Origin of the sequence: Rhodococcus sp. 14-2496-1d, assembly GCF_002259365.1 — a bacterium.
Taxonomy (GTDB): domain Bacteria; phylum Actinomycetota; class Actinomycetes; order Mycobacteriales; family Mycobacteriaceae; genus Rhodococcoides.
Map to the genome: position 1 here is coordinate 71981 of NZ_NPFV01000004.1, position 25384 is coordinate 97364.

27 protein-coding genes are annotated in these 25384 nt (G+C 65.3%); 9 read left to right on the top strand and 18 right to left on the bottom strand.

Features of this window, described 5'->3' with window-relative positions; genetic code table 11:
- Position 1 precedes the first annotated feature (1 nt).
- Genes CH296_RS01990 through CH296_RS02005 form a run of 4 tightly spaced genes read right to left on the bottom strand, consistent with a single transcriptional unit; the run spans position 2 to position 4024 of the window.
- Positions 2–832: a galactosyltransferase-related protein gene (locus CH296_RS01990; RefSeq protein ID WP_094629380.1), complete on the bottom strand. Its 831-nt coding sequence runs from the start codon at positions 830–832 to the stop codon at positions 2–4.
- Positions 829–1836, bottom strand: a complete 1008-nt coding sequence (locus CH296_RS01995) for a glycosyltransferase (protein WP_094645440.1) — start codon at positions 1834–1836, stop codon at positions 829–831. The genes CH296_RS01990 and CH296_RS01995 overlap by 4 nt, the downstream gene beginning before the upstream one ends.
- A complete protein-coding gene (locus CH296_RS02000; RefSeq protein ID WP_032397620.1) occupies positions 1833–2942 on the bottom strand; it encodes a glycosyltransferase in 1110 nt (369 codons plus the stop codon). The genes CH296_RS01995 and CH296_RS02000 overlap by 4 nt, the downstream gene beginning before the upstream one ends.
- Positions 2939–4024 (bottom strand): glycosyltransferase, encoded by a 1086-nt coding sequence (locus tag CH296_RS02005; RefSeq protein ID WP_094683902.1) that lies wholly within the window; start codon positions 4022–4024, stop codon positions 2939–2941. Before CH296_RS02005 ends, CH296_RS02000 begins: the two co-directional genes overlap by 4 nt.
- Positions 4025–4192: 168 nt before the next feature.
- Between CH296_RS02005 and CH296_RS02010 the strand changes: the two genes are divergently transcribed.
- The 4 genes from CH296_RS02010 (at position 4193) to CH296_RS02025 (ending at position 8600) form a co-directional block, all read left to right on the top strand.
- The gene (locus CH296_RS02010) at positions 4193–5128 is read left to right on the top strand and encodes a WcbI family polysaccharide biosynthesis putative acetyltransferase (RefSeq protein ID WP_256980301.1); all 936 of its coding nucleotides are present in this window, start codon (positions 4193–4195) and stop codon (positions 5126–5128) included.
- On the top strand, positions 5125–7446 hold the full coding sequence (locus CH296_RS29400; protein WP_256980302.1) for a glycosyltransferase: 2322 nt from the start codon (positions 5125–5127) through the stop codon (positions 7444–7446). Before CH296_RS02010 ends, CH296_RS29400 begins: the two co-directional genes overlap by 4 nt.
- 85 nt (positions 7447–7531) lie before the next feature.
- Positions 7532–7762 (top strand): hypothetical protein, encoded by a 231-nt coding sequence (locus tag CH296_RS02020; RefSeq protein WP_230596994.1) that lies wholly within the window; start codon positions 7532–7534, stop codon positions 7760–7762.
- Between the two features lie 13 nt (positions 7763–7775).
- Positions 7776–8600 (top strand): CDP-alcohol phosphatidyltransferase family protein, encoded by an 825-nt coding sequence (locus tag CH296_RS02025; protein WP_094683904.1) that lies wholly within the window; start codon positions 7776–7778, stop codon positions 8598–8600.
- On the opposite strand, the gene CH296_RS02030 is transcribed toward CH296_RS02025, so the two are convergent.
- Together CH296_RS02030 and CH296_RS02035 are read right to left on the bottom strand one after the other, a co-directional pair.
- Entirely contained in the window at positions 8548–9384 is an 837-nt protein-coding gene (locus CH296_RS02030; protein ID WP_094683905.1) for a YihY/virulence factor BrkB family protein, read from the bottom strand. The genes CH296_RS02025 and CH296_RS02030 overlap by 53 nt on opposite strands.
- A 39-nt stretch (positions 9385–9423) precedes the next feature.
- Entirely contained in the window at positions 9424–9816 is a 393-nt protein-coding gene (locus CH296_RS02035; protein ID WP_032398274.1) for an OsmC family protein, read from the bottom strand.
- A 212-nt stretch (positions 9817–10028) separates the two neighbouring features.
- On the opposite strand from CH296_RS02035, the gene CH296_RS02040 reads away from it, so the two are divergent.
- Positions 10029–10982, top strand: coding sequence for a hypothetical protein (locus tag CH296_RS02040; protein WP_094629387.1), 954 nt, complete (start codon positions 10029–10031; stop codon positions 10980–10982).
- A gap of 65 nt (positions 10983–11047) precedes the next feature.
- Here CH296_RS02040 and CH296_RS02045 read toward each other — a convergent pair whose 3' ends face one another.
- Positions 11048–12229 (bottom strand): zinc-dependent alcohol dehydrogenase, encoded by a 1182-nt coding sequence (locus CH296_RS02045; protein ID WP_094683906.1) that lies wholly within the window; start codon positions 12227–12229, stop codon positions 11048–11050.
- 125 nt (positions 12230–12354) lie between these two features.
- Here CH296_RS02045 and CH296_RS02050 point away from each other — a divergent pair, with 125 nt between their 5' ends.
- Complete coding sequence (locus CH296_RS02050) at positions 12355–13362, top strand: iron-containing redox enzyme family protein (RefSeq protein WP_094629389.1); 1008 nt, start codon at positions 12355–12357, stop codon at positions 13360–13362.
- On the opposite strand, the gene CH296_RS02055 is transcribed toward CH296_RS02050, so the two are convergent.
- The gene (locus CH296_RS02055; RefSeq protein ID WP_094683912.1) at positions 13344–13508 is read right to left on the bottom strand and encodes a CDGSH iron-sulfur domain-containing protein; all 165 of its coding nucleotides are present in this window, start codon (positions 13506–13508) and stop codon (positions 13344–13346) included. The two genes, CH296_RS02050 and CH296_RS02055, sit on opposite strands and share 19 nt — an antisense overlap.
- A gap of 46 nt (positions 13509–13554) precedes the next feature.
- Complete coding sequence (locus CH296_RS02060; protein WP_094681547.1) at positions 13555–14241, bottom strand: HemK2/MTQ2 family protein methyltransferase; 687 nt, start codon at positions 14239–14241, stop codon at positions 13555–13557.
- 202 nt (positions 14242–14443) lie between these two features.
- On the opposite strand from CH296_RS02060, the gene CH296_RS02065 reads away from it, so the two are divergent.
- The gene (locus CH296_RS02065) at positions 14444–14866 is read left to right on the top strand and encodes a hypothetical protein (RefSeq protein ID WP_141214782.1); all 423 of its coding nucleotides are present in this window, start codon (positions 14444–14446) and stop codon (positions 14864–14866) included.
- 47 nt (positions 14867–14913) lie between these two features.
- On the top strand, positions 14914–16113 hold the full coding sequence (locus tag CH296_RS02070) for an NAD(P)/FAD-dependent oxidoreductase (protein ID WP_094629391.1): 1200 nt from the start codon (positions 14914–14916) through the stop codon (positions 16111–16113).
- On the opposite strand, the gene glsA is transcribed toward CH296_RS02070, so the two are convergent.
- Positions 16069–17316 carry a glutaminase A gene (gene glsA / locus CH296_RS02075; RefSeq protein ID WP_094683907.1) on the bottom strand — a complete coding sequence of 416 codons (1248 nt, stop codon included), beginning with the start codon at positions 17314–17316 and terminating at the stop codon, positions 16069–16071. The two genes, CH296_RS02070 and glsA, sit on opposite strands and share 45 nt — an antisense overlap.
- Positions 17317–17430: 114 nt before the next feature.
- Here glsA and CH296_RS02080 point away from each other — a divergent pair, with 114 nt between their 5' ends.
- A complete protein-coding gene (locus CH296_RS02080; protein WP_179277608.1) occupies positions 17431–18429 on the top strand; it encodes a fumarylacetoacetate hydrolase family protein in 999 nt (332 codons plus the stop codon).
- A 4-nt stretch (positions 18430–18433) separates the two neighbouring features.
- Here the strand turns inward: CH296_RS02080 and CH296_RS29405 are convergent, their stop codons facing one another.
- The 8 genes from CH296_RS29405 to CH296_RS02120 all read right to left on the bottom strand — a co-directional run.
- The gene (locus CH296_RS29405) at positions 18434–18568 is read right to left on the bottom strand and encodes a hypothetical protein (protein ID WP_254923937.1); all 135 of its coding nucleotides are present in this window, start codon (positions 18566–18568) and stop codon (positions 18434–18436) included.
- A gap of 151 nt (positions 18569–18719) precedes the next feature.
- Positions 18720–20900: a catalase/peroxidase HPI gene (katG, locus tag CH296_RS02090; RefSeq protein WP_230597033.1), complete on the bottom strand. Its 2181-nt coding sequence runs from the start codon at positions 20898–20900 to the stop codon at positions 18720–18722.
- Between the two features lie 79 nt (positions 20901–20979).
- Positions 20980–21459 carry a Fur family transcriptional regulator gene (locus CH296_RS02095; RefSeq protein WP_032397634.1) on the bottom strand — a complete coding sequence of 160 codons (480 nt, stop codon included), beginning with the start codon at positions 21457–21459 and terminating at the stop codon, positions 20980–20982.
- Between the two features lie 157 nt (positions 21460–21616).
- Positions 21617–21886, bottom strand: coding sequence for a metal-sensitive transcriptional regulator (locus tag CH296_RS02100; RefSeq protein WP_032397635.1), 270 nt, complete (start codon positions 21884–21886; stop codon positions 21617–21619).
- Positions 21887–21938: 52 nt separating this feature from the next.
- Positions 21939–22358 (bottom strand): DUF302 domain-containing protein, encoded by a 420-nt coding sequence (locus CH296_RS02105; protein WP_094683909.1) that lies wholly within the window; start codon positions 22356–22358, stop codon positions 21939–21941.
- A gap of 24 nt (positions 22359–22382) precedes the next feature.
- A complete protein-coding gene (locus tag CH296_RS02110) occupies positions 22383–24536 on the bottom strand; it encodes an MMPL family transporter (protein ID WP_373557267.1) in 2154 nt (717 codons plus the stop codon).
- A gap of 167 nt (positions 24537–24703) precedes the next feature.
- A complete protein-coding gene (locus CH296_RS02115; RefSeq protein ID WP_052050232.1) occupies positions 24704–25168 on the bottom strand; it encodes a MarR family transcriptional regulator in 465 nt (154 codons plus the stop codon).
- 11 nt (positions 25169–25179) lie between these two features.
- The coding region (locus CH296_RS02120) for a biotin/lipoyl-containing protein (protein ID WP_143546281.1) at positions 25180–25384 on the bottom strand (205 nt) is incomplete at its 5' end.

Sequence of the window (25384 nt, forward strand, 5' to 3'; positions counted from 1 at the left end):
CCTAAACGAATCGGTCGGCCGTGCGGCGAATCCGGGAGCCGTCGAACTCGACGAGGCCGCGTGCGGCGAAGGCGTCGAGCCAGCCGATCATCGGCCACCGACCCCATCGATCGAAGAACGTGCGCGCGTTGGTGACGATGTCGTCGAGATGTTCCACCGGAGGATCGGAGACCGGATGGAACTGGTGGTAGGCGTGCGCCCCGCCGACCCACCGCAACCCGATGCCCGACGCCTCCGCGGTCGCTGCGAAATCGGTGTCCTCACCGCCGTAGCCGGTGTAGTCCTCGCAGAAGCCGCCGAGTTCGGCCCAGGTCGCCGCCCCGACCGCGAAGGACAGCGACCAGAACAGGTCGAAGTTGTCTCCGTGCTCGACGGTGTCGACCGGTGGATTCGGCCGCGCCGGATGCGGCGCGGTCAGAGAGTTCAGGACCTCACCCTCGGCACCGATGTCCTTCTCTTTCAGGTAGGTCACCGGACCACAGAGCAGCGATCGCTCGTTGCCGGGCAGTGTTGCCGCCCGCCGGTATCGCTCGATCGTCTCCGGACCGGGGATGCAGTCCACGTCCAGGAACACCAGCAACTCCGCGCCGCGATCGATTGCCGCGGCCGCACCCAGATTGCGAGCAGCCGCCAGCGGCAGCGGATGCTGCGCAGGCATCTCGAGATAGGTGGCGGGCGAACCGGTTCGGTCGAGCAGGTCGGCAATCGTGTTGTCGCCCATGGACACGACGACGTGCTCGACCTGCTCTGCGGTCGATGTACCCAGACCACGCACCTGCGCGGCCAAGTGCTCGTGTCGTCCGGACACCACGGTGACGACGACGGTCTTCACTGTCGCACCGCGCGAGGTGCGGCCTGCTCGATCGCCCTGGCGGCGCGGGCAGGTGCACCCGCGGTACGCAAAGCCGACCACCGACCGCCACCGATGTCGAGAGCGCGGTTCGCCGCTGCGTGCCACCGCGCGACGGACGGCCACGTGTCGAGCACCTCGGCGACCGACCCGTGGGCCAGGGCCCGTCCGGTGGCCGACTGTTCGTCGAAAGGTCGAGCCTGCGGCACGACGATGGCGGGCACGCCCGAGGCGGCGACGTCGGCGACGGCGTTCTGGCCGGCGTGCGTGACGACGAGCGCTGCCGAACACAACGCCGGCCACACGTCGTCCACCCAGTCGCCCCCTGCCACGCCGAGTGCGCGGAACTCGAATCGGGCGTCCACCGCCGACCACGAGTCCACCAGGTCTCGGGTCAGCTCCGTGCCACCGGCGGCACCCAGAACCACCACCGTCGGATCGGCGTGGGCAGTGACTCGCTCGCGCTCGGCGAATCGACTGATCGAGCCGGCATAGGTGGTCTTCTCCGCGAAGGGACGCAGCCAGGTCGGGTCGTAGACCTCGCGTGACCACGGCGCGACGATGTGGGTCGCCGCGCGATAGGCCAGGTCGTGAATCGGATCGTCCCGCTCCCCGGGTATTGCCATCACGATCACCCGAACACCCATCAGTCGCAAGAACATCGCCACTTCCACCGATACGTCGACCACCACCGCTCGCGGCCGCTCGCGCGCCACCCACTCCGCGATGATCGCCATCCGCTCGGTCAGACCGTCCACGTCGTGAGGTGCCCAGTGCAGCACCCCTCCGGCCGAACTATCCTCCGCGGCAGCACTTTCGACGGAATCGTCGACGTCGAGCGGAAGCGAGATCCACTCGGCCGCCGCATGCGTTGCCGGTCGAGCGCGCGAGGACAGCACCGTCATCGGCTCTGCCATCGACCGCGCGATGGCATCGGAACGGGTGATGTGACCGACCCCGTGGTGGTGCGCGTAATACCCGATCATGCGATCGCGAGCCGGTCGTCGAGCTTGTCCGCAGCCGCAGCCAGTGTCGAGTGGTACAGGGCCTCGTACTCGTCCACCATCCGATCCATCGAGCACACCTGCTCCGCGCGCGCCCGGACGTCCGACCTTCTCAGCGCTGCCGCCGCGGGGATCGCCGCCGCGAGGCCGTGCACGTCGTCGGCCGCTACCAGCACTCCCGACGATGCATCGACGATCTCCGGTATGCCGCCTCGTGCGAACGCGGCGACCGGGGTGCCGCAGGCGAGTGCTTCCGCCACCACCAGGCCGTACGGCTCGGACCAGACCGGTGAGACGAGCGCTACCTCGGCACCGGCCACCAACGCCGCCAAAGCGGGCTGATCGAGGTGACCGACGTAGCGGATGTTCTCGTCGAGCATCGGCTCGACGAACTCGTGGAAATACTCGAGATTGCTCAGCGGTCCGGCGATACGCAGCGAGCGGCCTGCTTCCTTCGCAGCCGCAATGGCCAGGTGCACCCCTTTCTCGGGGACCACCCGACCCGACCACACCACGTAGTCTCCGCCGGTACCGAACGGCCAGTCCGCCAGGGAGATTCCGTTGCGAATGACGACGGTCCCGGCGGTGACATCGGCCCACTGCGAGGCGGCGAACTCGCTGACCGCGGCAAACGTGTTGGCACCGGGAGGGGCCAGCGCAACTGCGGACTCCAGCCACGCGAACGGCGGTGTGTGCAGTGTCGTCACCATCGGTACCGACAGCGTCGCCGACATCGCCAGCGGCAGGTAGTGCAGGCTGTGGTTGTGCACGATGTCGAAGGACCGAGACAGTGTTCCGGCGAGTTCGAGCATCACCGCCAGATACGCATGATGCTCACGAATCGCGGTGGGTGTGATCGCGACGTCGGCGATGGAGATCGGCGTCAGATCCAACGTCCGCACCGGTAGCAGGGTCGCATCCAGGTCGACGCTCGACCCGTCCGCAGCGAACAGACTCACCTGATGCCCGCGCTCGGTGAGCGCACGCACCAGGTTGTAGACATGTGCCTCCAGGCCGCCCGCGAAAGGCTGTGCCACCGGAAAACTCGATGACGCCAGCACCGCGATGCGAAGTGGGTTCTCGTTCAACGCATCTCCTTGATCACTGCTGAATAGATCGCCGCATGAGTTGCTGCGATTCGTTGACGTTGTTCTGATCTGGTTCCGGAATCGACTGCCGGAACGCGTTCTGCGTGCGATGCCCGCACGGCAGAGACGAGCGAGGCGGGATCGAACGAGTCGATGCCCATCCGGAAGCTGTGCACCCGCGCCTGATCTGCGTAGAAGCCGCAGTCGGATGCGACGACGGCGGTACCGAGGTCGCGGCAGGCCTCGAGCCAGCCCGAGTGTGTTCCGAATCGATACGGCAGCACCGAGACATCGATCGACGACAGATAGTCCCAGAGCGCGTCGTCGTCGAAACGTCGGTGCACGCGTACGTCGACGTCGGGAAAGCTGTTGTAGTCCAGCAGCTTCGCGCCGACCGTCGGGTTGTACCAGTGGCTGGAGTGCTCGAAGACGTCCTCGTCGATGTCCAGTCTCACCGTCGCGTCGGGTAGCGCCCGAGCGGCCTCGACCACAGCGTCCATCACTGCCAACGCGTCGATGTTGGACCTCAGATTCTTGGCGTGGACACCGATGACGAACGAATCCGACACCGGGCGCGGGAGTGCCATCCGCTCGAGCGGCACGACGTGCGGATGCTCGACCACCGTTGCCTCGACGCCCCACCGATCGTGAATCCGAGCAGCAGCACCCGCGGTGAGGGTGATGACGGCGGCGGCCGCGCGAACCAGTACGTCCAACTGCCGCAGGTGATCGGCGTTGTCCGCGAAATGGGGATTGTGCAGGTCGTGGACCGTCAGGACCAACGGCTGCCGGTGGGCGCGTAGATGGTCGACGGTACGGGTGAGCTCGCCCGGGGAAAAGGACTCGAACCCGAAATGCACGTGCAGAACGTCGAAGTCCACGTCAGTCTGTTCGGCAAGCCAACGAGCATCGAGCAACCGCGGAGGCCACCACTGGTCGGGTACGTCGACTCGAACAGGGGCCGGATCGGGCAGCACGATCACCGACGGTTCGGCCGACGCCGCGTCTGCGGAGTCGCCGACGACGGGCTGCAGGTGTCGGACATAGGCGTGCGAGGACGGAACCGATGCAACGCGAATCATGAATTCCTTCGGGTTCAGGCAGGTGGATCGTGCCTGTTCCCGACACGCGATACGTAGCCAGTACCCAGTTGCACCCAGGTTCAATCGGGGTTGGCGAAGCCCGTCCCCCGGGTCTACGTTGACGAGAGAATGGTCCAACACGAACGAGCACACGACGTCGGGGCAAGCATGGACGGGCGCACCCGCCACTACGGCGACTTCTACGGCATATCGGACGAGCCGAGTCGCTCCGAGCACGACGGACCGCTCCTCCTCGTCTGGGGAAATTGCCAGGCCGAGGCGCTGCGCATCCTCCTTGCCTCCGATCCGGCCATGCCCATGCGGACCGTCCGCATTCCACCGGTGCACGAACTCGAATCCTCCGATCTGCCCCACGTCGACCGACTCGTGCGGCAGGCGTCGGTGCTGCTCACCCAACCGGTTCGAGCCGGCTATCGGTCGCTGCCCCTGGGCGTGCCCGATCTGGTCGACGCGCTACCGCCCGACGCCACCGTGGTGCGTTGGCCGGTGCTCCGATATTCGGGGTTGCACCCCTTCCAGGTCATCGTTCGCCACCCCAGTGCCCCGGCTGCAGTTCCGAACATGGTGCCCTATCACGACTTGCGCACGATCCTCGCGGTCCATCGCGGCCTCGGCAGCGACGCGGACTGGGACGTTCCGGTCTCGGACGACGGTCTACGTCGGGCAGCCGATGCCAGTCTCGACGAGTTGCGTCGACGCGAGGACCGAGACACCGATATCGTTGCGTCCGACCTGTTTCGAGACGCGGGCCGCCATGCCACCCACACGATCAACCATGCGACCAACGTGGTGCTCACCGGCCTGGCTCAGCGAGTACTCGACCACCTGAACACCGGTAGCACGGTCCTGGATCCAGGGCGGGAGCTGCTCGGAGGTGTTCGCGCGCCCGTCGAAGGTCGAGTGCTGAATGCGCTCGGCCTGCACGGCGATCCACGGCCGAACTGGTCGGTCGACGGCTCCGACCTGACGCCGGATTCCGTTCACCGCGCTCACCTGCAGTGGTACGCAGCTCGTCCCGAATTCGTCGGCGCGGCCCTCGAACGACACGCCGAGCTGATCCGAACCCTGGAGCTGGCACCGTGACCGGACCGGTACATCATCTGGTGGTGGGACCGAACGAGCACGGGGTCGTCCGCTGCGCCCGCGAATTGGCCTCCGCAACAGCCAGTCCGGTGATCTCCGGACTCGAGCATCTTGCCTCCGACACGGCACTCCACGTGCACTTCACCGACCGGCTGTTCGGACGTAATGCAACCGAGGCCGCAGACGCATTCGCTGCGCTCGCCGAACGCCATCGAGCGCCCATCACCGTCACGGTCCACGATGTGCCGCAGGCATCCGACGGCCACTCATTCGAGGCGCGGAAGGACTGCTACCGACGGGTGATCGACTGCGCGGCAATCGTGGTGGTCTCCAGCATGCACGAGCGACTACTGCTCGAGGACATCCTGGATCGCCGGCACGACGTTCGGGTCATCCCGCTCCCGATCGGACGCGCGGCGGAGCGGACAGCAGACGGCGTCGCCCCGCAAAAGGTCGTCGGTGTACTCGGGTTCGTCTATCCGGGTAAGGGGCACGAGGAGGTACTCGGTGCCATGACGTCGCTGGACGCCGACGTCGACGTTCTCTCCATCGGTTCCGCGTCACCGGGACACGAATCCATGATCGACGAACTCGGTTCTGCTGCAGAGCAACTCGGCCGATCATTCACCTCGACCGGTTTCGTTCCCGACGCCGAGCTGGACGAGATCCTGCGGTCGGTCGCCATTCCCGTTGCGTTCCACCGACATGTATCGGCATCGGGTTCGATCAATTCCTGGATCGCGGCAGGCCGTCGACCACTCGTCCCGCGAGGTCGGTACGTGGAGGAGATGGAGACCAACTCCCCCGGGGCCCTGTGGATTCACGACAATTCGATCGAGGGCCTCGCCGCTGCGATGGCAGAGGCTCTACGCCATCCCGACATGACATGGCAGCAGCACGACGTGGTCGCCTACCCCACGCTCGAGCAGGCGGCCGTTCTGTACCGCGCATTGTTCGACGAACAGCGTGCGAAAGCGGCGAAGGAGCTGCCCGACGGCCGGTGGGTGGTACCGGGCAATCGGTGGGATCTCGCCCCGTCTGTCGATCGCAACCCGCGAGTGTCCGTGGTGATTCCGTACTTTCGTCAGCAGCGTCAGCTGGAGTTCGTACTCACTGCGCTGACGTTGCAGAGCTACCCGGCCACCCTGCTCCAGGTGATCGTCGCCGACGACGGGTCGCCCGACGCGCCGGACGTCGATACCTTCCTGCCCGCTCTCGACATCACCGTCGTTCGACAGGAGGATCGCGGCTTCCGTGCGGCGGCGGCGCGCAATCTCGGTGCATCGGTCGCCGACGGGGAGATTCTGTGTTTTCTGGACGCGGATACGGTCCCCGAACCCGAGTACATCGCGGAGTCGGTGCGGCTGACCGGGGCAGTTCCCGATGCGCTCACCGTGGGTCGGCGACGCCACGCCGATCTGACGGGCTGGACCGCCGAGGACGTGGCCGGGTGGTTCGGCGGAGGTTCGCACGGACCGCCGGAACTGTCGGAGCCGGGGTGGCTTCGGGACGGGTACTCGCGCTCACGCGACTTGCTCGATGCCGATCGACGTTCGTACCGATTCGTCATCAGCGCCGTGATGTCGTGCAGCCGTGAATTGTTCTCCGACATCGGTGGATTCGACGAGACCTTCGTCGGATACGGCGGAGAGGACTGGGACTTCGCGCATCGCGCGTACGACGCCGGTGCCGTCCTGGCGCACCTGCCTGCCGCCGTCGCCTGGCACGACGGACCCGAATGGGCCGAGCGTACGGGCGGGGATCGGGAACGCAAGAACCTCGAAGCGCTGATGCTGTCTTCCCGCATCACCGACCCGGCCGCTCGCACCCACGGTCTCGTCTATGCCGTGCCCGAGACGATCGTGATGGTCGATGCAACCGGACACAGCTCGGCGTCACTGCTGTCCACCGTCGGATCGATTCTGCGCCAACATGACTGCGCGGTGTGGATCGACGGTCCCGACGCAGCGTCGTTGCGAGAGCAGTGGGGTGACGTCGACCCGCGCATTCGTTCGGGTCGGCCCGGCGACACCGGCCGCAGCCATATCGTCGTGCACGTGCGCGGACTCGTACTGTTCGGTGAGCACTCTCTGCGCCGCATGCTGGCAATCGGTGCCGATCGTATGACCGTGGACGTCGGCGGCAGCGGCGTCGTCGAGTGTCGCAGTTCGCGTTCGCGGGCGCGTGCGGCGCGGTGGGCCGATGCACTCGGTCGTGATCCGCTCGACGTGGCCGAGGATCTCTTCGGGCACATGCACCGCACAGCCGTCGAGTTCGGGATCTCGACCGGTGAGCATCAACCGGATCTGTCCTGGTGATGTCGAATACGGCGCGGCGGCGACTGATGGAAGAATATGTATCGGCGGTCGTCGGGGACGACGGAACAGCAAGGTCGGGTGGACGATGAACAGAACGCTGTATTCGATGCTCTGGATGATGGCGATCATCGCTCTCATTGCATTGATCTGGGGCACAGTCGGTTACGTGTACGCCGATGAACACCCACTGCGCCGTGCGGCGTTCGTCGGTGGCGGAGTACTGATCTCGGGATGGCTCATCGTGCTCGCAGCCGTGGGCATCAAGATCTCCCGACTGAAAGCGCGCCGCAGAGCGAGCAATTCCGAGAACGACTGACGAGTCCGCCGAGGTGCGGATTGAGAACGCCGTGGGCGGGTACTCCGCTCCGAAGTCTCGACGCGCAACAGCCGGTCACCTGCTCGTCGAGTTCCTCTCAGTCAGTGGCGAGCAAGGGTTCTCGATGGTCAATCAGCGCAGTACGTCGCAGCAGCACGGAACGTCGGCACGGCCGGCGACTCGCGACGAGTATCTGTCGACGTGGTCGACACTGCACAACGGCATCAATCCTTCCTCGTCCGCGTTGGTCTCGGGTTGGCTTCGCGTGGTCTATTCGCTGAGCGCGCCGCTGGTTCGCGCGTCCGTCTCCGCCCACGCCGTCACCCTCACCGCTGTGGTCGTGGCAGGGGCTGCAGTGGCGCTGTCGCGACCCGGTACCTCCGCACCGTTGATCGCGGCGCTGCTCATCGTGATCTCCGGCCTGCTGGACGGCATCGACGGCGGGGTCGCGATGATCGGCCGTTCCCAATCTCAGTGGGGGTACCTGCTCGACACCGTCGCCGATCGCTGCAGCGACCTGCTTCTGTTGGCGAGCGGTCTCGCTCTGGGTGCCCCGATGCCGCTCGTCGTCGCGGTCGGCGTGGTGACGTTGCTGCACGAGATGGCCCGTGCCCGCGCGGTGGGTTCCGGCATCGAGGACGTCGGCTTCCTGACGATATGGGAGCGTCCCTCGCGGGTGATCGCGGCTGCGGTCACGGCGACGGTCGCCGGGGCAGCGCCTGCTGCTGCGGGAACGTCGGCGACCGTCGGGATGTCGGTGACGTGCGCGCTCGCCGCCGTCGGGTTCACCCAGTTGATGTTCGGGCTGCATCGTCGAGCCGATCGAATTCGGCGGTGACCAGCCAGCCGGCGAGTGACAGTACATGGAACACGAACATCCACAACATGATTGCGACCCCGCCGCCGATCGCGGTGAGGCCTCCGAACGGCGCACCCAGGTCCACCGGTATCGCCAGGAACAAGATGAATCCGTGTACGAATCCGGTGACGATGGACGAGGTGACGAGTGATCCGACGATCAACGCCCGCCAGTTCACCGCGCGTGGCGCGATCACGCGATAGGTCCAAGCCAGGGGGACCGACAGGATCACCCACAGGCAGTTGAAGCCGAGGAACACGCGCAGCGTCACGGCACCGATTCCGCCGCCGCCGGTCGACGCGTCGAGCAGCCGCGCGACGCAGAGGACCCCGGCCAGCAAGACCGGTGCGGCGGCGAAGAACGGGACCATCGCCAGTCGACCCCGCCAACCGGTGAACGACTCTCGTGTCGGTGCGAACCGCACGATGGCCCGGCGCAGGCCCTCCCCGTAGAACGTCGCGGGAAAGATGGCGATCAGGACACCGATCGGGCCGAGTTCGACTCCGGCCGTGGCCAACTCATCCACCGCCGCGCGAGCACCCAGGGCGTCGGGCAACAACGCCGACATGGCGTCGAACCCGCCGCGTACCCAGTCCGCCGACACCAACAGGGTGCAGGCGCGGATGGTCAGCAGCAGTAGCGGCACCACGGCGATGACGGCGTAGAAGGTCAAGCCGCCCGCGATCAAGGTGGTGTCCTCGCGGGCGAACCCGGCTTTGATCGCGCCGACTGCGCGCGTGGCCCTTGTGCGTATCGAGGTCATCTCGCGCGAGCACCGAGTAACGCGCCGACCGCAACGGTGTCATTCAAGGGTGATGTCTACACCATCGATGACCTTGAGAAACGGGCAGATCGAGGTTGCCTGCGCCAGTACCGCTTCGGGATCGTCGGTGCCGGGAAGAGATACTGCGAGGGCGAACGTGGCGTCGTAGCCGGATGCATCCGAGTCGGTGAGTACGACGGTGCCCTTCACTGCGAGGTCGTCGACGCTACCGCCGACGGTTCCGAGCGCGATACGCAGAGACTCGACCAGGCAGCTCGACAGAGCGGCAGCCATCAGTTGCTCGGGGTTGGTGTGCTCCCCCGGCCCTCCGAGTTGCTTCGGTTCTCGCACACCGAGGGACAGAACCCCGTCGTCGGAGGTGACTCCCGTCGCGGTGGCAGAGACAGTTGCTGTGTACAGCTCGGTGTTCATCGACGTCGGATGTCCACTCGGCAGCCGATCGAAACCGGCGGAGTCCACGCGCCGGGGTCGAGACCGAGGGGTACGTGTCGATGTTCACACATCGGATACATCAGTTTGACCGAACCTACCGACGGGTAACGCTGCTGTCAGGGCCGAGCATCACGCTGTGACCCACAGGCATCGGCCAGAGCAAACGACCACCGAACCGAAAGGGGAGCACCATGAGCACATCCACGTTGATCGCGCAGTTGCGTGTTGCACTGCAGTTGACGAACACGGAAATCCAGATCGCGGAAACTCGCGTCGTTCAGGCGCGCACCGAGGCGGTACGCAGGGAGTTGACTCAGAACGCCGCGAACGGCCGTGAGCGCGCGGCAGCCATCGAAGAAGCAATCCGCGGACTCGGCGGACTGCCCGAACTGGTCGCACCGTTCCTGGGGCGCACACTCGCCGCCGTCAAGACGGTCGCGGAGCAGGCGCAGCCGTTCGACGAGGCCCTGCTGGGCGATCTCGCACTCGAGCAGCAGCTGCTGGGCCGCGCCAAGTACATCAAGGCACTGGCCACGGCAGCGAACGAGCCCACCGTCGTCGCGTTGGCCACCCGGCTGGCCACAGCACACAGCGCAACGGTGGAGTGGCTCGAAACCGTGCTCGCCGAAGACGCACTCGGCGGACCCGCAGCGCTGCGCCGCACTCCGTTCCAGGCCGCTACGGGCACCGCAGTCAAGATCGTCAATGCTCCGGCAACCTGGTCGGCACGCGGTCTCGACCGCGCACTGGACGCAGCCCGAGCCACCCCGGATCGCCTCGCCGCTCTGCTGGGCCGCGGAGCTCACGCCGGTGACGTGGCAGTCAAGACGCTGACGGCGAGCCGCGATGCAGCACTCGAGGCAGCCGAGGACGTCACTCGTAGCGAGGGAGTCGACACCGTCGCCGACGCGATCCACACCGCACGGTCGGCCAGCGGAACCCTGGACGCCGACGAGCTGCCGATCGCGGACTACGACGACCTGAACGTCTCGGACGCCGTTGCCGCCATCAAGGACCTCACGAACCCGACCGATGTTCGCACCGTCGTGGCGTACGAAGAGGCACACAAGAACCGCCACGGAGTCGTGTCCGCAGGACAGACGCGCGTGGCAGCAATCGCCAAGGATGTCATCTCGATCGACTGACCTTCTGCGAATACCGATGCGGCCCGTGAACTTCCGGGCCGCATCGCTGTATTCGAAGCAACCCGCTAGGGTTTGAGCAACACCTTGATGGCACCGTCCTGCTTCTTCTGGAAGATCTCGTATGCGTGCGGGGCTTCTTCGAGCGAAAGCTCGTGCGTGGCAAACGAATCGACACCGAGCGGGTCGTCGTCGCCGAGCAGCGGCATGATGTCGTCCACCCACCTCTTGACGTTCGCCTGGCCCATGCGGAGCTGAATCTGCTTGTCGAACATGGTCATCAGCGGCAGCGGATCGGCCATACCGCCGTACACACCGATGATCGAGATGGTTCCGCCGCGTCGAACGATGTCGATCGCAGAGTACAGCGCGCCCAGTCGATCGACACCGGCCTTCTGCATCATCGGCGCAGCAACGGCATCGGGGAGCATGCCGACGATCTGCTGAGCGAGTTTGCCGACCGGAGATCCGTGCGCCTCCATGCCCACCGCATCGATGACGGAATCGGTACCCCTGCCGTCGGTCATCTCACGAATGACGTCGCCGACGCCACCGCTGTGCTCGGCCAGGTTCACCGTCTCGATACCCCGTGCCGCGGCGCGGGCGAGGCGCTCGGGGACCAGGTCGACGGCGATCACCCGTGCGCCCTTGTGCTGCGCGATGCGTGCTGCCATGTCGCCGATGGGCCCGAGACCGAGAACCGTCACCGATCCCCCGTCGGGAATCGCCGCGTACTCGACCGACTGCCAGGCGGTGGGCAGTACGTCGGAGAGGTATACGAATCGCGAATCCGGCGGTCCCTCCGGCACCTTGATGTGCGTGAACTGCGCCTGCGGCACGCGGAGGTACTCGGCCTGCCCACCGGGGACCTGACCGTAGAGCTTGGAGAAGCCGAACAGTGCCGCGCCCATTCCCTGTTCGCGAACCTGTGTGGTCTCGCACTGGGTGTACAGGCTCGAATTGCACATGTAGCAGTGTCCGCACGAGATCTGGAACGGAATGACCACTCGGTCTCCGACTGCCAGATCGCCTGTCTGCGAGCCGACTTCCTCGACGATGCCCATCGGCTCGTGCCCCAGAACGTCACCTTCGTCCATGAAGGCTCCGAGCGTTTCGTACAGATGCAGGTCCGAGCCGCAAATGTTGGTGGTCGTGATCTTCACGATCGCGTCCGTCGGAAGTTCTATCCGCGGATCGGGAACGGTGTCGACGCTGACTTTTCTCTTGCCTTGCCAGGTCACTGCGCGCATGACGTCCTTCCATCGAAGCGACTTCGAAGTTCGATGTCGCTGCATTGCGCATTGCCTGTTGTGACAGGTCACAAACACATATGCCTGCAGTGGTTGGTACCGCCCGGCAGCGGGTAGCCACCACTATGACCGCGTTGTTCTCCGTCGATCCGTCCACCGCTCGATCTCCCGCCCTACCCACCCCCTGCGGGCCGATCTCGGAAGCCGTCACCCGGTCGCTGGCCGCGGGTGTGCCGACCGGAACCCCGGTGATGCCCGATCCGATCGAGGCCGATCCCACGTCCCGAGACGCGCAACTCGCGCTTCTGATCTGCTACGAACTGCACTACCGCGGGTTCGAGGGCGTGGACGACGCCTGGGAGTGGGACCCCGAGCTCCTCCGCCTACGAGGAGGGCTGGAATCCGCTTTTCTGCGATACGTGCGAGAGAACGTGGAACCCGGCACCGACGCAGTGGCGGAGATGGACGCGCTGTCGATCGAAGCGACCTCGGGGAGCGGCCCCTCGTGGTTCCTTCGCGACGAAGGTTCGTGGGAGCAGATGCGTGAGTACTTCGTGCACCGGTCCGTCTACCACCTCAAGGAAGCCGACCCGCACGCGTGGGCCATCCCCCGTCTGACGGGCCAGACCAAGGCCTCCTACGTCGCGGTCGAATTCGACGAGTACGGCGGCGGCAAGGGCGACCGCCTGCACCAGCATCTGTGGGCCGAATCGATGGTGGCGGCCGATCTCGATCCGACGTATCTCGGTTACGTCGATCGCGTCCCGGCACAGACACTGGCCTGGGTCAATCTCATGTCGTTGTTCGGTTTGCATCGAGGGCTGCGCGGTGCCACCGTGGGCCACTTGGCGGCAACCGAAATCACGTCGTCGCCCGGCTCGCAGCGCTACGTGCAGGGACTGCGGAGGCTCGATGCACCGTCGGCATGCATCGCGTTCTACGCCGAGCACGTCGAGGCGGACGCCGTGCACGAGCAGGTGCTACGTCACGATGTGGTCGGCACTCTGCTTCGCCACGAGCCCGAACTCGAAGCAGATGTGGTGTTCGGAATGCGCGCACTGGATTTCGTCGAGAACGAACTCGCCGACCACGTGATGCGGCGATGGTCGGCCGGTCAGTCCTCGCTGGACTGAGAGGGTCGCCTCTTCGCGCGGTGGCTCGTGTCGCACAGCGGATAGCTCTTGCTCCGCTTGCACATGCACACCGCAACGACGAAGCGGTCCGACTCCACTTTCGTGCCGTCGTCGAGTTCGATGTTCACCGGTCCGTCGATCAGCATCGGGCCACCACGAACGATTCTCACCGTCGTCCGCTTGCCGGCCGAGTCATCGCTTGTCGCCACGAATCACCACCAACTCCTCCGTTCGACGCCCCGGAGCCAACAGACCGCGGGCTTCGAGCCACTCGGCACGGCGGTGCATCACCGGGCCGAAATCGATGGATTGCCTGCTCTCTTCGACGACCGAGAATCCGTTGTCCGCGAGCATGTCGACGGTGCGTCGCGGCCCCGAGAACTCGGAATGTACGACCAGCAGTATCCCACCCGGAACCAACAGCGAGGCGGCTGCCAGACACAGCGGGTCGAGCACCATGCGGCCGTCCTCGCCTGCGTCCCAGGCCCGGTGAAGCCCCATTCCGGTCGGCTCTGCCTCGGACGGAACGTACGGAGGATTGCACAGCACGACGTCGAACGATTCGAGTGCGTCCGCCTCGGCAAGGGAACCCAACCTGACGTCCACCTCGACGCCCACCGAGCGCGCGTTGCGCTGCGCGCAGTCGACGGCCCGTGCGGAAATGTCGAACGCGACGACCTCACGCGCACCCAACAGTGCGGCGGTGATGGCCACGGCACCGCTGCCGGTGCACATGTCGAGCACTCGCGCACCGGGAACGATGCCCGTCGTGGCGGCGATATCGCACAGCAGTAGCGAATCCTCCTGCGGTTCGTACACTCCGGGATCGGCGTGCACGGCCGCCAGGGTTCTGGCGGATTCGGTTTCGGCTGTCGTCATCGGCGTGCCTCCCACGGTGTAGCGATCGAAGTCGTATTCCCGTGAGACTCGCAGTCAAACCCGTTGCTGTCTCGATGCTTACGATCCGGCCTCCCGGGGTAGTCCTGTCGAGCGTGGTTGAGGAGTAGCCCGCCGTCCCCGAATGTCGACTGTCGATTTCTCACGTGCACCCGGTGGGGAGTTCGGCTGCACAGGAGTGTCCATGATCGTCGTACCGTCCATTACGCCACGCCTCGCGGAAGTCGTTCCGTCGCTGTCCGAGTCGTCGAGTCTCGAACCCGAGATGACGCTGTCGGTGAACGAGAGCGCGGGTGCCGACATCATCGTGCGAGTGATCGGAACGATCGGTGACGCGGACGTCCCCGTTCTCGCCGAAACACTCGGCGAGGCCGCCGAACGCGGACGCACGTTGATCCTCGATCTGTCCTCGGTGGCAGGCGTCGCCACAGGCGTCCGCTCCGTGCTCGACGCCACCTCCATCCGACTCGGACGATGGAATCAGAAACTGGCAGTGGTGCTTTCACCAGATCTGCAGCAGTCCGTCATCGGTCTCGTACCGGAGCGAGTCGACGTTCGTCGCTCGACGACCGAGTCCGTGGCGGCACCGGCAGCAGACACCAGGTGATCCGTTCGGCGACGGTATGGCCTGCCGATTCGCGAGAGGTGTCGTAAGTGACCACCCCGAGCAAGACCTACGACGTGCTCGTCGTCGGCGGAGGCAACGCAGGCATCAGCGCGGCTGCGCGGCTGCTGAAGAAGGGCATCTCCGACGTCGCTGTCATCGAGCCCGAGCAGGTGCACACGTATCGTCCACTGCTGTCCTACGTGGGCTCCGGTCAGGCAGCGCTGACCGAGGCGGAACGCACACAGCGGTCGGTGATTCCGACCGGATGCGTCTGGCTGGAAGACTCGGTGACAGCGATCGATCCGGTGAACCGTCTGGTGCGATGCACGTCCGGCAGGGCGTACGGCTATCGAGACCTCGTTCTCGGCCAGGGTCTCGTGGTGGACACCGACGCCCTGCCCGGAGTACACGCGGCACTCGAATTCCCCGGTGTTGCAAGCAATTACCTCGACCGAGCAGAAGCCACCTGGCAACTGACACGCGATCTCCCCGTCGGCAGCAGTGCTGTGTTCACAGTGCCCCGCCCACCGGTGGGCTGTACCGGCACCACGCTCAAGCCGTTGTTTCTCGCAGCGGACCACTGGATGCGCAGCGGGCGCCTGCCGGGAATCGACATCACACTGGTGGTGGATCGACATCGAATGTTGGGCAATCCCGAGCTCGACGCCATCGTCGTCGGGCGACTACGCGAACTCGGCGTGCGAATACTCCCCCGCACCGCAGTGACGGCTCTGCATCCGGAGACCGGACACATCACCGTCACGGACAACGACGGCGTCGACGATCGCATCCGCTACGACATGCTGCACCTCGTACCGCCGTTCCGCGGTCCGACGTGGCTGGAGGAGTCGAACCTGACCGGATCTGCGGCGCACGGTGTCGTCGACATCGACGGTCGGACTCTGCGCCACCGGGCGTATCCGGAGGTCTGGGCCGCGGGTGACGGAGCAGCCATCGACACCGACTCCTCGGGTGGCGCACTGCGCAAGCAGATCTCGATTCTCGTCGACAATCTGATCGCAGCGCGTAGCGGGAAACCGTTGTCGGAGTACGACGGCTACACCGTTGCCCCCATCGCCGTCGGCGCACACAGCTTGATCGCCGCCGAGTTCGACCGCACCGGAACCCTGACGCCGTCGTTGCCTTCGTTCCTCGATTCGCTGAAGCCGAGGCGCTCCGCCTGGGCCTTCGACCGATACGGCCTACCGCTGTCCTACTGGAACATGATTCTCGCCGGCCGACTCTGACCGGTCGGGCGACTCCATGAACCCGTCGGGGTCGTGAGCGACGACCCGATGTCCGTCGTCGCCCAGGGCGCGAAACGCATCGCGCAGGAGCCGTCGAGCCGCGCCGTCCATGGCACGTACCTCACTGAAATCGACCGTGGTACAGGTGTTTTCGCCGACATCGGCGACCAAACGGGACGTGACCGCCTCTGCACCCGCGAACCGAAGATCGCCCTGCAGCTCCACGGTGGTCACGCCGTTCGCCTCGGTCACGCTGCGGATGGCCGATTCACCGCTCGGCGCGACGTGCATCATGTGCAGGCCCAGATCGCGCGAGAGTCTCTCGAACACCGCCACCCCGCGCACACTGTTGCCGTGCTCGTTCAGTCTGGGTGAGACGACGGCAATGCCCACCTGACCCGGCAACACTCCGATGATCGCCCCGGCCACCCCGCTCTTGGCGGGTATACCCACCGTCGCGAACCAGCTGCCACTGCCGTCGTACATTCCACAGGTCGCCATGACCGCCAGTACGTGGCGATCGATCGCCGAATCGAGTGTCTGTTCGCCCGTCCGAGGATCTTCGCCGCCGTTCGCCATCACCGCGGCGATCCGGGCCAGGTCGTTACAGGTCACGGTCACCGCACACTGACGCGCATAGCCGTCGACGACATCGGCGGGCTCGGCTCCGAGGTGGCCGACCGACTTCAGCAGGTGCGCGATCGCGGTGTTCCGGTCGTCGGATTCCAGTTCGGCCTCGTACACCTGACGGTCGACGGAGAGTTCGCGGCCTGCCATTTTGCTCAGAAGGGCCGACATTCGCCCCGCCCGCTCTTCGCTCCCGTGGCCTCGAATCATCGAATGCACCGCCAGCGCACCGGCATTGATCAACGGGTTCCGCGGCCTTCCGGTCTCGGCTTCCAGCGATATCTCGTTGAACGAGTCGCCCGACGGTTCGACGTCGACGGCCTCGAGCACCGCCTCGATGCCGTTGTCCTCGATGGCGAGCGCATACGCGACCGCTTTGGCTATCGATTGGATCGAGAATTCGGTGTCGGTATCGCCCGCTCCGTGCAGCGATCCCCCGACGGTGGCGAGTGCGACCGCGAACGTGTCGGGATCCGATGAGGCCACTACCGGGTTGCCCTCGGTCACGGTCCCGCCGTCGAACTCTCGACAGTCCTCCAACACGGATGCGAGGTATTCGGGAACAGGCGATCTCATGTGTCCACGCTAGTCCTCGACGAACAGGCCTTGACATCGCGGCCGTACTGCCGCTTACACTCCTGGTTCCTCAACCGTTGTAGGGCCCCCTCCCGCGAAGATCGGATTCCTGACGTGCGATTGCGACGCCTGATCGCTGCCGACTCGACAGATCGTCTGGCCGTGTACGCACCCGAGTCCGGCGCCTGGGTCGATCTCGATGCCGCAGTGTCGACGCTGGGTGCCGACGAGGCTCTGCGCCCACTCACCCGCACGGTGCTCGGATTTCTCGACGCCGGCGAACGTGCTCGCGACTCGGCTCGGTCCGTGGTGCAGCGCGCGGTGTCCGAGGGAGTTGCGGTGATCGACCGACCGGCACCGACACTGCCGGTGGTTCCGGCGTCGCTTCGGTGCTTCCTCGGCTGGGAGGCGCACTGGGATCTGGCTGCGCACAACCTGGTTCGCCGTAACCTCCCGAGAGCGGTCCCCTTCATCCGCGGGTTCGAGGCCGTCACACGGTCGACGTTTCCTGCACTCCGTCCGGGACCGGGGTTCGACGACCATCCGATCTACTACACGGGCAATCACCTCACCGTCGTCGCCGACGAAACTTTGGTCGAGTGGCCGTCCTACAGCCGGGCACTGGATTTCGAGCTCGAGTTCGGAGCCGTGGTGACCAGGCCCGTTCGCGACGTGTCCGAGCGGGAAGCCACCGCTGCGATCGGTGGGTACGTGGTGTTCGACGACATCAGTGCTCGCGACACCCAGTGGGAGGAGCAGCGCCGCACCCCGTTCGGCCCGGTGGTCAAGACCAAGACCTTCGCCAGCTCCATGGGAGCCGACATCGTCACCGCCGACGAGGTGTCACCGTATCTGGACTCGTTGACGGCCACCGTGACGGTAGACGACGAAGTGTGGTCGACCACGGGCACCACAGGCATGCGGTACTCGATCGGAGAATCACTCGCGTACGCCAGTCGCGGCGAGAACGTCTACCCCGGTGAGCTGTTGACCTCCGGCACGCTTCCCCGCGGATGCGGCCTGGAGCTCGACCGCTGGATAGCCCCGGGCGATCGCGTCGAACTGAGCATCGAACGAATCGGATCGGTTACCAACACGATCGGTACTCGCTGAGGATTCAGCGCTCGATGTCGGATTTGTCGGTGGAGGCATCCTGGAACATCTCCAGGAACGACCCGAAGCCGGATGCTCCCTTGCGTGATTCGTCCATGTTGTGGTCGACGGCTCCTGCCGCCCCCTCGTCGTGTGTCATGTCTTGTAGCTTGCCGCTCGCAAATTGCAGCGAGCCGGGGACCGAGGACACGAATCGGCAACGAAAGGTCACGGACCGGTAACGACGAACTCGAAGCTATGGATGGATCGAGCACGGTTTCCATCCATAACTTCGAGTTCGGTAAAGAAGGTCAGGCCAGCTCGAACCGATCGAGCATCATGACCTTGTCCCACGCCGCCACGAAGTCCTGAACGAACTTGTCCTTGGCGTCGTCGCAAGCGTAAACCTCGGCGAGAGCGCGCAATTCGGAGTTCGATCCGAACACCAGGTCGTTACGGGTTCCGGTCCACTTCGTCTCACCGGTCGCGGCATCCTTGGCCTCGTAGATGCCGTCCTCAGCGGTGGGGACCCATTCGGTGCCCATGTCGAGGAGGTTGACGAAGAAGTCGTTGGTGAGCGTTCCGACCTTGTCGGTCAGGACGCCGTGCGACGACTTTCCGAAGTTGACTCCGAGCACACGCAGTCCGCCGACCAGCACGGTCATCTCGGGTGCGCTCAGCGACAACAGGTTTGCCCGATCGACGAGGGAGTACTCCGCCGGAAGCTTCTGGCCCTTACCGAGGAAGTTACGGAAACCGTCCGCCTTGGGCTCGAGGTCGGAGAACGAATCGACGTCGGTCTGCTCCTGCGTCGCATCCATGCGGCCCGGGGTGAACGGAACGCTGACTCCCGCCGCTTTCTCCAGTGCGGCAACGCCGCCGAGGACGACGAGGTCGGCGAACGAAACCGTTCCGGAGAACGACTGCTGGATGCCTTCGAGCACGCGGATGACCTGTGCGATCTCGTCGGGCTCGTTGACCTCCCAGCCTGCCTGCGGCTGCAGACGCAGACGGCCACCGTTGGCACCGCCGCGCTTGTCGCTGACGCGGAACGACGACGCCGCGGCCCACGCAGCCGAAATCAGCTGGTCCTGAGTCAGTTCGGAGTCGAGGATCGTCTGCTTGAGCTCGGCGATCTGCGCCTCACCGATCAGCTCGTGATCGACGGCCGGGATCGGGTCTTGCCAGAGCAGGGTCTCCGAGGGAACCTCGGGGCCGAGGTAACGCGACACCGGTCCCATATCGCGGTGGGTGAGCTTGAACCAGGCCTTCTGGAACTCTTCTGCGAGCTCCTCGGGGTGGTCGAGCCAGCGACGGGTGATCTGCTCGTAGATCGGGTCGACACGCATCGCGATGTCGGAGGTCAGCATCGACGGGTGGCGACGCTTGGTGGGATCGGCGGGGTCGGGAACGAGATCTGCGCCCTCACCGTTCTTCGGACGCCACTGGTGCGCGCCTGCGGGGCTCTTGTAGAGCTCCCACTCGAATCCGTACAGCGTCTCGAGGAAGCTGTTGTCCCATTGGGTGGGCGTGGGCGTCCAGATGACCTCGAGGCCACTGGTGATCGCGTCCGCACCGACACCGCTCTGGTAGCTGTTCTTCCAGCCGAGGCCCATCTGCTCGATGGGTGCACCCTCGGGCTCGGCACCGATGTGCTCGTCGGGATCGGCTGCGCCGTGCGTCTTGCCGAACGTGTGCCCACCGACGGCCAGTGCCGCGGTCTCGATGTCGTTCATGGCCATCCGGCCGAAGGTCTCGCGGATGTCCAGCGCGGACTGCACCGGGTCCGGGTTGCCGTTCGGGCCTTCGGGGTTGACGTAGATCAGACCCATTTGCACTGCGGCGAGCGGGTTCTCGAGGCTCGTGCGATCACCGTCGTAGCGCTCGTCGCCCAGCCAGGTCTGCTCCGGGCCCCAGTAGACGTCCTCGTCCGGCTCCCAGGCGTCGACGCGTCCGCCGGCGAAACCGTAGGTGGGCAGACCCATCGATTCGATCGCGACGTTGCCGGTGAGCACGATGAGGTCGGCCCAGGAGAGCTTGCGGCCGTACTTCTGCTTGATCGGCCAGATCAGCCGGCGAGCCTTGTCCAGGCTGGCGTTGTCCGGCCAGCTGTTCAGGGGTGCAAAGCGCTGCATGCCCGCTCCGGCACCGCCGCGTCCGTCCTGCTTGCGGTAGGTGCCCGCGGCGTGCCACGCCATGCGGATGAAGAAGGGGCCGTAGTGACCGAAGTCGGCAGGCCACCAGGGCTGCGAGTTGGTCATGAGCGCTTCGATGTCGCGCTTGACCTCGGCGAGGTCGAGGGAGTTGAACTCGGCGGCATAGTCGTAGTCGGCACCCATCGGGTCGCCGACGGCCGGGTTCTTCTTCAGAATCTTGAGGTTCAGAGACTTGGGCCACCACTCGCGGTTGCTACCGCCCTCGACGGGCATCGGCATCGAGTCGTGCATGACGGGACACTTGCCACCCGACTCCTGCGGCTGATCCTCGTTCATCTCTTTTTCGCGTGTTGTGTGATCTTCTGACACGTGCTTCCTTCCAGGGTGTGACGATCGGGCTGTGATCGAGGTCGGTTCACGAACTCTGCTGTGTCCGAGAACCGGGAGGGAACGAAACAGGAGCTGTCGACTGCCGTCGAGCAGTCGAACACTGTGCGCAGAAGCCCCAGTAGATGACTTCCGCCTCGTCGATCGTGAAACCGACGGAGTCCGATGCGGTGAGACATGGCGTTTCGCCCACCGCGCAGTCCACGTCGGCGATGACGCCACACGAGCGGCACACCGCGTGGTGGTGGTTGTCGCCGACGCGAGATTCGTACCGAGCGGGAGATCCTGCCGGTTCGATTCGCCGCACCAGGCGCGCCGCGGTCAACGCATTGAGCACGTCGTACACGGTTTGCCGCGACACCTCGGGCAGCACCGATCGCACGAGTCCGAGGATCGTGTCGGTGTCTGCATGAGGGTTGGATCCGACGACCTCGAGCACCGCGACCCTGGGACGGGTCACGCGCATGTCGGCGGTGCGTAACAGCTCCGCGTACGGTGAGATCGGCATCACAGCAATACTATCCTCCGCTTTTCTGGACAAAGTCAAGTATGCAGACGAATTCGCCGGATGTCGACCTGGACGCCGAACAACAGCGCCGTCACCGAGCAACCGCGACTCCTACTGTTCGCTTTCCCTACACTCCTCGGTTGGATTCGGGACGGGATCAGGCCAGTGCCAAGAACAGCTTCTCCAGTTCGGCCTCGGTCATCGGCTCCTTCTCCCCCGCACTCTCGCCCGTCATGCATTCACGCAGGCCCGTTGCCACGATCTTGAATCCGGCCTTGTCCAGCGCTCTGGAAACAGCAGCGAGCTGAGTGACCACATCCTTGCAATCGCGTCCGTTCTCGATCATCCCGATGACGCCGGCGAGCTGACCGTGCGCGCGCTTGAGCCGGTTCAGTACCAGTGCGATGCTGTCTTCGTCGCCGATCATGTCGATCTCCTCGGTGGTTGCGGTAGTGAACCCGATGGTACCCCCGGGGGCATCAAGCGAGATCGGATCCGGTACCGCCCAGTGCCGAGATCGCCGCCTGCAATTTCACGGTGGCCTCGGAGGCGACCGCACCCAACTCGGGCTCACCGGTGACCTCGACCATGATGGCCGGGTTCATCGCCTCGACGACGACGGACCCCGCTACCGACGTGTTCTCGCGGACCACGACGTTGCACGGCAACAGCAGACCGATCTGCTTCATCACTCCGACGGCGCGATGAGCCAGTCCCGGGTTACACGCGCCCAGGATCACGTAGCGCTCCATGTCCTCGCCGAGCTTGGCCTTCAACGTGGCCTGCATGTCGATTTCGGTGAGAACTCCGAATCCCTGCTCCGACAACGCCTTTCTCGTGCTCTCGATCGCGTCGGCGAAATCGGTGTCGGTCAGTGTGGTGGACAATGCAATGTTCATGATGACTCCTCGAAAATTGTTGTGTCAGTGCGAAAAGCGAATGGAGGGCAGCACCGCACGCAGCCACGCCGGCGACCACCACGCGCCGTGTCCGGTCAGCCGTAGCAGGACCGGAAGCAGGACGAGTCGAACCAGGAACGCGTCGAGCAGTACCGCAACACCCAGAATGATGCCCATCTCTTTCGGGGGCAACGGATCCGACAGTGCGAACGTGAAGAACACTGCCACCATCACCGCCGCGGCAGCAAAGATGACTCGCCCCGAGTGCGCCAAGCCGTCGACCTGAGCAGCCTTGGAATCGCCCGAGCGTTCGTAGTGTTCCTTCGCGGTGGCCAGCAGAAAAACCGTGTAGTCCATGGCGATCGCGAAGATCATCGCGAAGAAGAACACCGGACCCCAGCCGTCCAGGAATCCCTGCGGGGTGAAACCGAGCAGTGACGCGCCGTGGCCGTCCTGGAAGATCAACTTGGCGACTCCGAAGGCCGCCGCCGTGGACAGCAGGCTCACCAGAGTGCCGAGCAGCGCGATCAGCGGAGCCTGCAGCGCCACCAGAAGCAGCACGAAGCCGAGGACCAGGATGATCCCGACGACGATCGGCAGGTAGTCGTTCAGAGCCTGCTGAAGGTCCAGGTTCTCCGCGGGTGCTCCGCCGACGAGTGCCGAATCGGGCAGCGTGGATCGCAGATCGGCGAGAATGGTACCCATCGATTCGTCGGACGGATCCACCGACGGAATTGCTTGCAGCAGAGCATATCCCGAACCGTCAGCCGCACTCTGTGGCGGAGTCACCATCGAGATCCCGTCGACCCCGGCAGCGGCGGTCGCGGTGCCGAGAGCATCGGCGTCGGGCACCACGATCTGCAGCGCTCCCGGTGCACCCGGCCCGAACTGGGCCTGTACGAGCTCGTAGCCCTGGCGCACCGGTGCGTTCTCGGGCACCACCGCGATCGACGGCATCGCCACCTTCAATCCCAGCACAGGTAGGGCGAGGGCGATCAGAATTCCCACGGAGACGACGGCGAACGGCCACGGGTGCTTGTGCAACAACTCGCCCCAGGCCGCGAACTTCGGGGATCGATGTTCCTGCCGCTTGGCGTACGGCAACGAGGCGGCGTCGACCCTGGGTCCGAGCGCGCCCAACGCCGCAGGGAGCAGTGTCATGGTCGCCAGCAACACGAAGGCAACGGCCAGCATGATTCCGACAGCCATCGTGCGCACCGCAGGCGCGGGGACCAGCAACACTGCGGACAGACTCACCAGCACCGTCAGCCCGGACAACACGACGGCTTTGCCTGCGGTGTCCATGGTTTCGGCCACTGCCGCCCGAGGGTCTGCGTGACGCAACGCATCGCGGAATCGAGCGACGACGAACAGCGCGTAGTCGATTCCCAGCGCGAGCGCGAACATCATCGCGAAGTTCATGGCCCACACCGAGATCGGCGTGACTCCGTTGAGCAGAACGAGACCACCAGCCGATGCGACGAGACCGGCAACGGTGAGCAGCAGCGGCAATCCGGCGGCGACGAGTGATCCGAACGCAAGCACCATGATCGCCAATGTGACCGGCCACGAGAACAATTCGGCTTGGATCATCGCGTCGTGGTTCGCCTGGTTGAAGTCCGACCACAGGGCCGACGAACCGGTGGGGTACACCTCGATTCCGTCGGTCGAGAGCGCGGTCAACCGCTCCTTCACATCGTCGACGGCTTCGACCATCTCGTCGGTCGTGCCGTTCGCCCCGGCGATGACGATGCCGGTTCGGCCGTCCGGGCTGATCGTCATCCCCGGCTGCGGCGCAACGACGTCCCCGAATCTGGTGTCACCGGCGAACACATCGGACACGTCGGCAATCACGTTCCGAACAGCGGGATCGGTGATGGGTTCCGCGTTGGAGTGGACGACCACCTGCACCGCGGCGGAGGAATTACCGCCGAAGTGCTGCTGGGCCAATTCTCGAACCTGAACGGATTCGGATCCGTTCGCCTGCCATCCCGCTCCGGCGAGGGACGAGAACACCGAGGGCGCGAACGAACCGAGGCCGACGAGCGCGATGAGCCACACACCGAACACCCATCGTCGATGGGTCACCATCGCGCCGCCCGCACGGCCGAGTAGGCCCGGCGCGGCTACCGGCCGATCATCCGGTGGACGAAGAACTTCGGCATCACGCAGCGACATGGTGCTCCTATACGGGTGGGGGTATCGAACAGGGCAGACGAAACCCCGAATCGATCGAACGTGCCCCACCCTCGCACATACCCAAGGGGGTATGCAAGTACCCCTGGGGGTATCACCCCAGGGGTACTTGCACTCAGAGCCGACGGCCCGGTGTTGTCACCTGCCGGTCAGCGCCGACCGTTCCACTGCTTCTCGATGCCGCGCAACACCTCGAGCGTCCGAGCAGAATCGGCATCGACTGCCATCCTCGACCGAGCGCGTTCGAGCGCACGCTCGGCCCGAGTGACCGCACGGTGCCCCGAGTCGGTGGCTTCGACCATGTACTGCTGCCGATTTCGCGGATTGGCGCTCCGCACCAACAGCCCCGACTCGACGAGACTGGCCGTCGTGGCGGTGATACTCGTCCGGTGCCGCACCAACTCCCGCGACAGCGCACTGTAGGACATCGGCCCTCGCCTGGACACCAGTTCCAGCACCTCGTACCTCGCCCAGCTCAGCCCCTGCGCGTCCAGTGCCTCCGCCAGACGGACCCGCGCGGCCGACGCCATGCGCAGCACCGTGGACACGATTTCGAGTTCGGTGGAATGCACCGGCGAGGTACCACCGTCGAACGATTCAGCGATGGCAGTCATCGGACACTCCCCTACTTGATCTCTGCGAGGACGGTGCCTTGGGTGATGGCGTCGCCTGCGGTGACGGTCAGGCCGGTGATGGTGCCTGCTTTGTGGGCGTTGACGGGGTTTTCCATTTTCATCGCTTCCAGGACGGCGATGAGGTCCCCGGCCTCGACGGTGTGGCCTTCGTCGACAGCGACTTTGACCACGGTGCCCTGCATCGGTGCGGTCACC

What these genes read in the sequence shown, in the direction of transcription:
- CH296_RS01995 (WP_094645440.1), bottom strand. Translation starts at nt 1,836, where the DNA reads ATGATCGGGTATTACGCGCACCACCACGGGGTCGGTCACATCACCCGT.
- CH296_RS02005 (WP_094683902.1), bottom strand. Translation starts at nt 4,024, where the DNA reads ATGATTCGCGTTGCATCGGTTCCGTCCTCGCACGCCTATGTCCGACAC.
- CH296_RS02010 (WP_256980301.1), top strand. Translation starts at nt 4,193, where the DNA reads ATGGACGGGCGCACCCGCCACTACGGCGACTTCTACGGCATATCGGAC.
- CH296_RS02020 (WP_230596994.1), top strand. Translation starts at nt 7,532, where the DNA reads ATGAACAGAACGCTGTATTCGATGCTCTGGATGATGGCGATCATCGCT.
- CH296_RS02030 (WP_094683905.1), bottom strand. Translation starts at nt 9,384, where the DNA reads ATGACCTCGATACGCACAAGGGCCACGCGCGCAGTCGGCGCGATCAAA.
- CH296_RS02035 (WP_032398274.1), bottom strand. Translation starts at nt 9,816, where the DNA reads ATGAACACCGAGCTGTACACAGCAACTGTCTCTGCCACCGCGACGGGA.
- CH296_RS02040 (WP_094629387.1), top strand. Translation starts at nt 10,029, where the DNA reads ATGAGCACATCCACGTTGATCGCGCAGTTGCGTGTTGCACTGCAGTTG.
- CH296_RS02045 (WP_094683906.1), bottom strand. Translation starts at nt 12,229, where the DNA reads ATGCGCGCAGTGACCTGGCAAGGCAAGAGAAAAGTCAGCGTCGACACC.
- CH296_RS02050 (WP_094629389.1), top strand. Translation starts at nt 12,355, where the DNA reads ATGACCGCGTTGTTCTCCGTCGATCCGTCCACCGCTCGATCTCCCGCC.
- CH296_RS02055 (WP_094683912.1), bottom strand. Translation starts at nt 13,508, where the DNA reads ATGCTGATCGACGGACCGGTGAACATCGAACTCGACGACGGCACGAAA.
- CH296_RS02060 (WP_094681547.1), bottom strand. Translation starts at nt 14,241, where the DNA reads ATGACGACAGCCGAAACCGAATCCGCCAGAACCCTGGCGGCCGTGCAC.
- CH296_RS02065 (WP_141214782.1), top strand. Translation starts at nt 14,444, where the DNA reads ATGATCGTCGTACCGTCCATTACGCCACGCCTCGCGGAAGTCGTTCCG.
- glsA (WP_094683907.1), bottom strand. Translation starts at nt 17,316, where the DNA reads ATGAGATCGCCTGTTCCCGAATACCTCGCATCCGTGTTGGAGGACTGT.
- CH296_RS29405 (WP_254923937.1), bottom strand. Translation starts at nt 18,568, where the DNA reads ATGACACACGACGAGGGGGCGGCAGGAGCCGTCGACCACAACATGGAC.
- katG (WP_230597033.1), bottom strand. Translation starts at nt 20,900, where the DNA reads ATGAACGAGGATCAGCCGCAGGAGTCGGGTGGCAAGTGTCCCGTCATG.
- CH296_RS02095 (WP_032397634.1), bottom strand. Translation starts at nt 21,459, where the DNA reads ATGCCGATCTCACCGTACGCGGAGCTGTTACGCACCGCCGACATGCGC.
- CH296_RS02100 (WP_032397635.1), bottom strand. Translation starts at nt 21,886, where the DNA reads ATGATCGGCGACGAAGACAGCATCGCACTGGTACTGAACCGGCTCAAG.
- CH296_RS02105 (WP_094683909.1), bottom strand. Translation starts at nt 22,358, where the DNA reads ATGAACATTGCATTGTCCACCACACTGACCGACACCGATTTCGCCGAC.
- CH296_RS02110 (WP_373557267.1), bottom strand. Translation starts at nt 24,536, where the DNA reads ATGTCGCTGCGTGATGCCGAAGTTCTTCGTCCACCGGATGATCGGCCG.
- CH296_RS02115 (WP_052050232.1), bottom strand. Translation starts at nt 25,168, where the DNA reads ATGACTGCCATCGCTGAATCGTTCGACGGTGGTACCTCGCCGGTGCAT.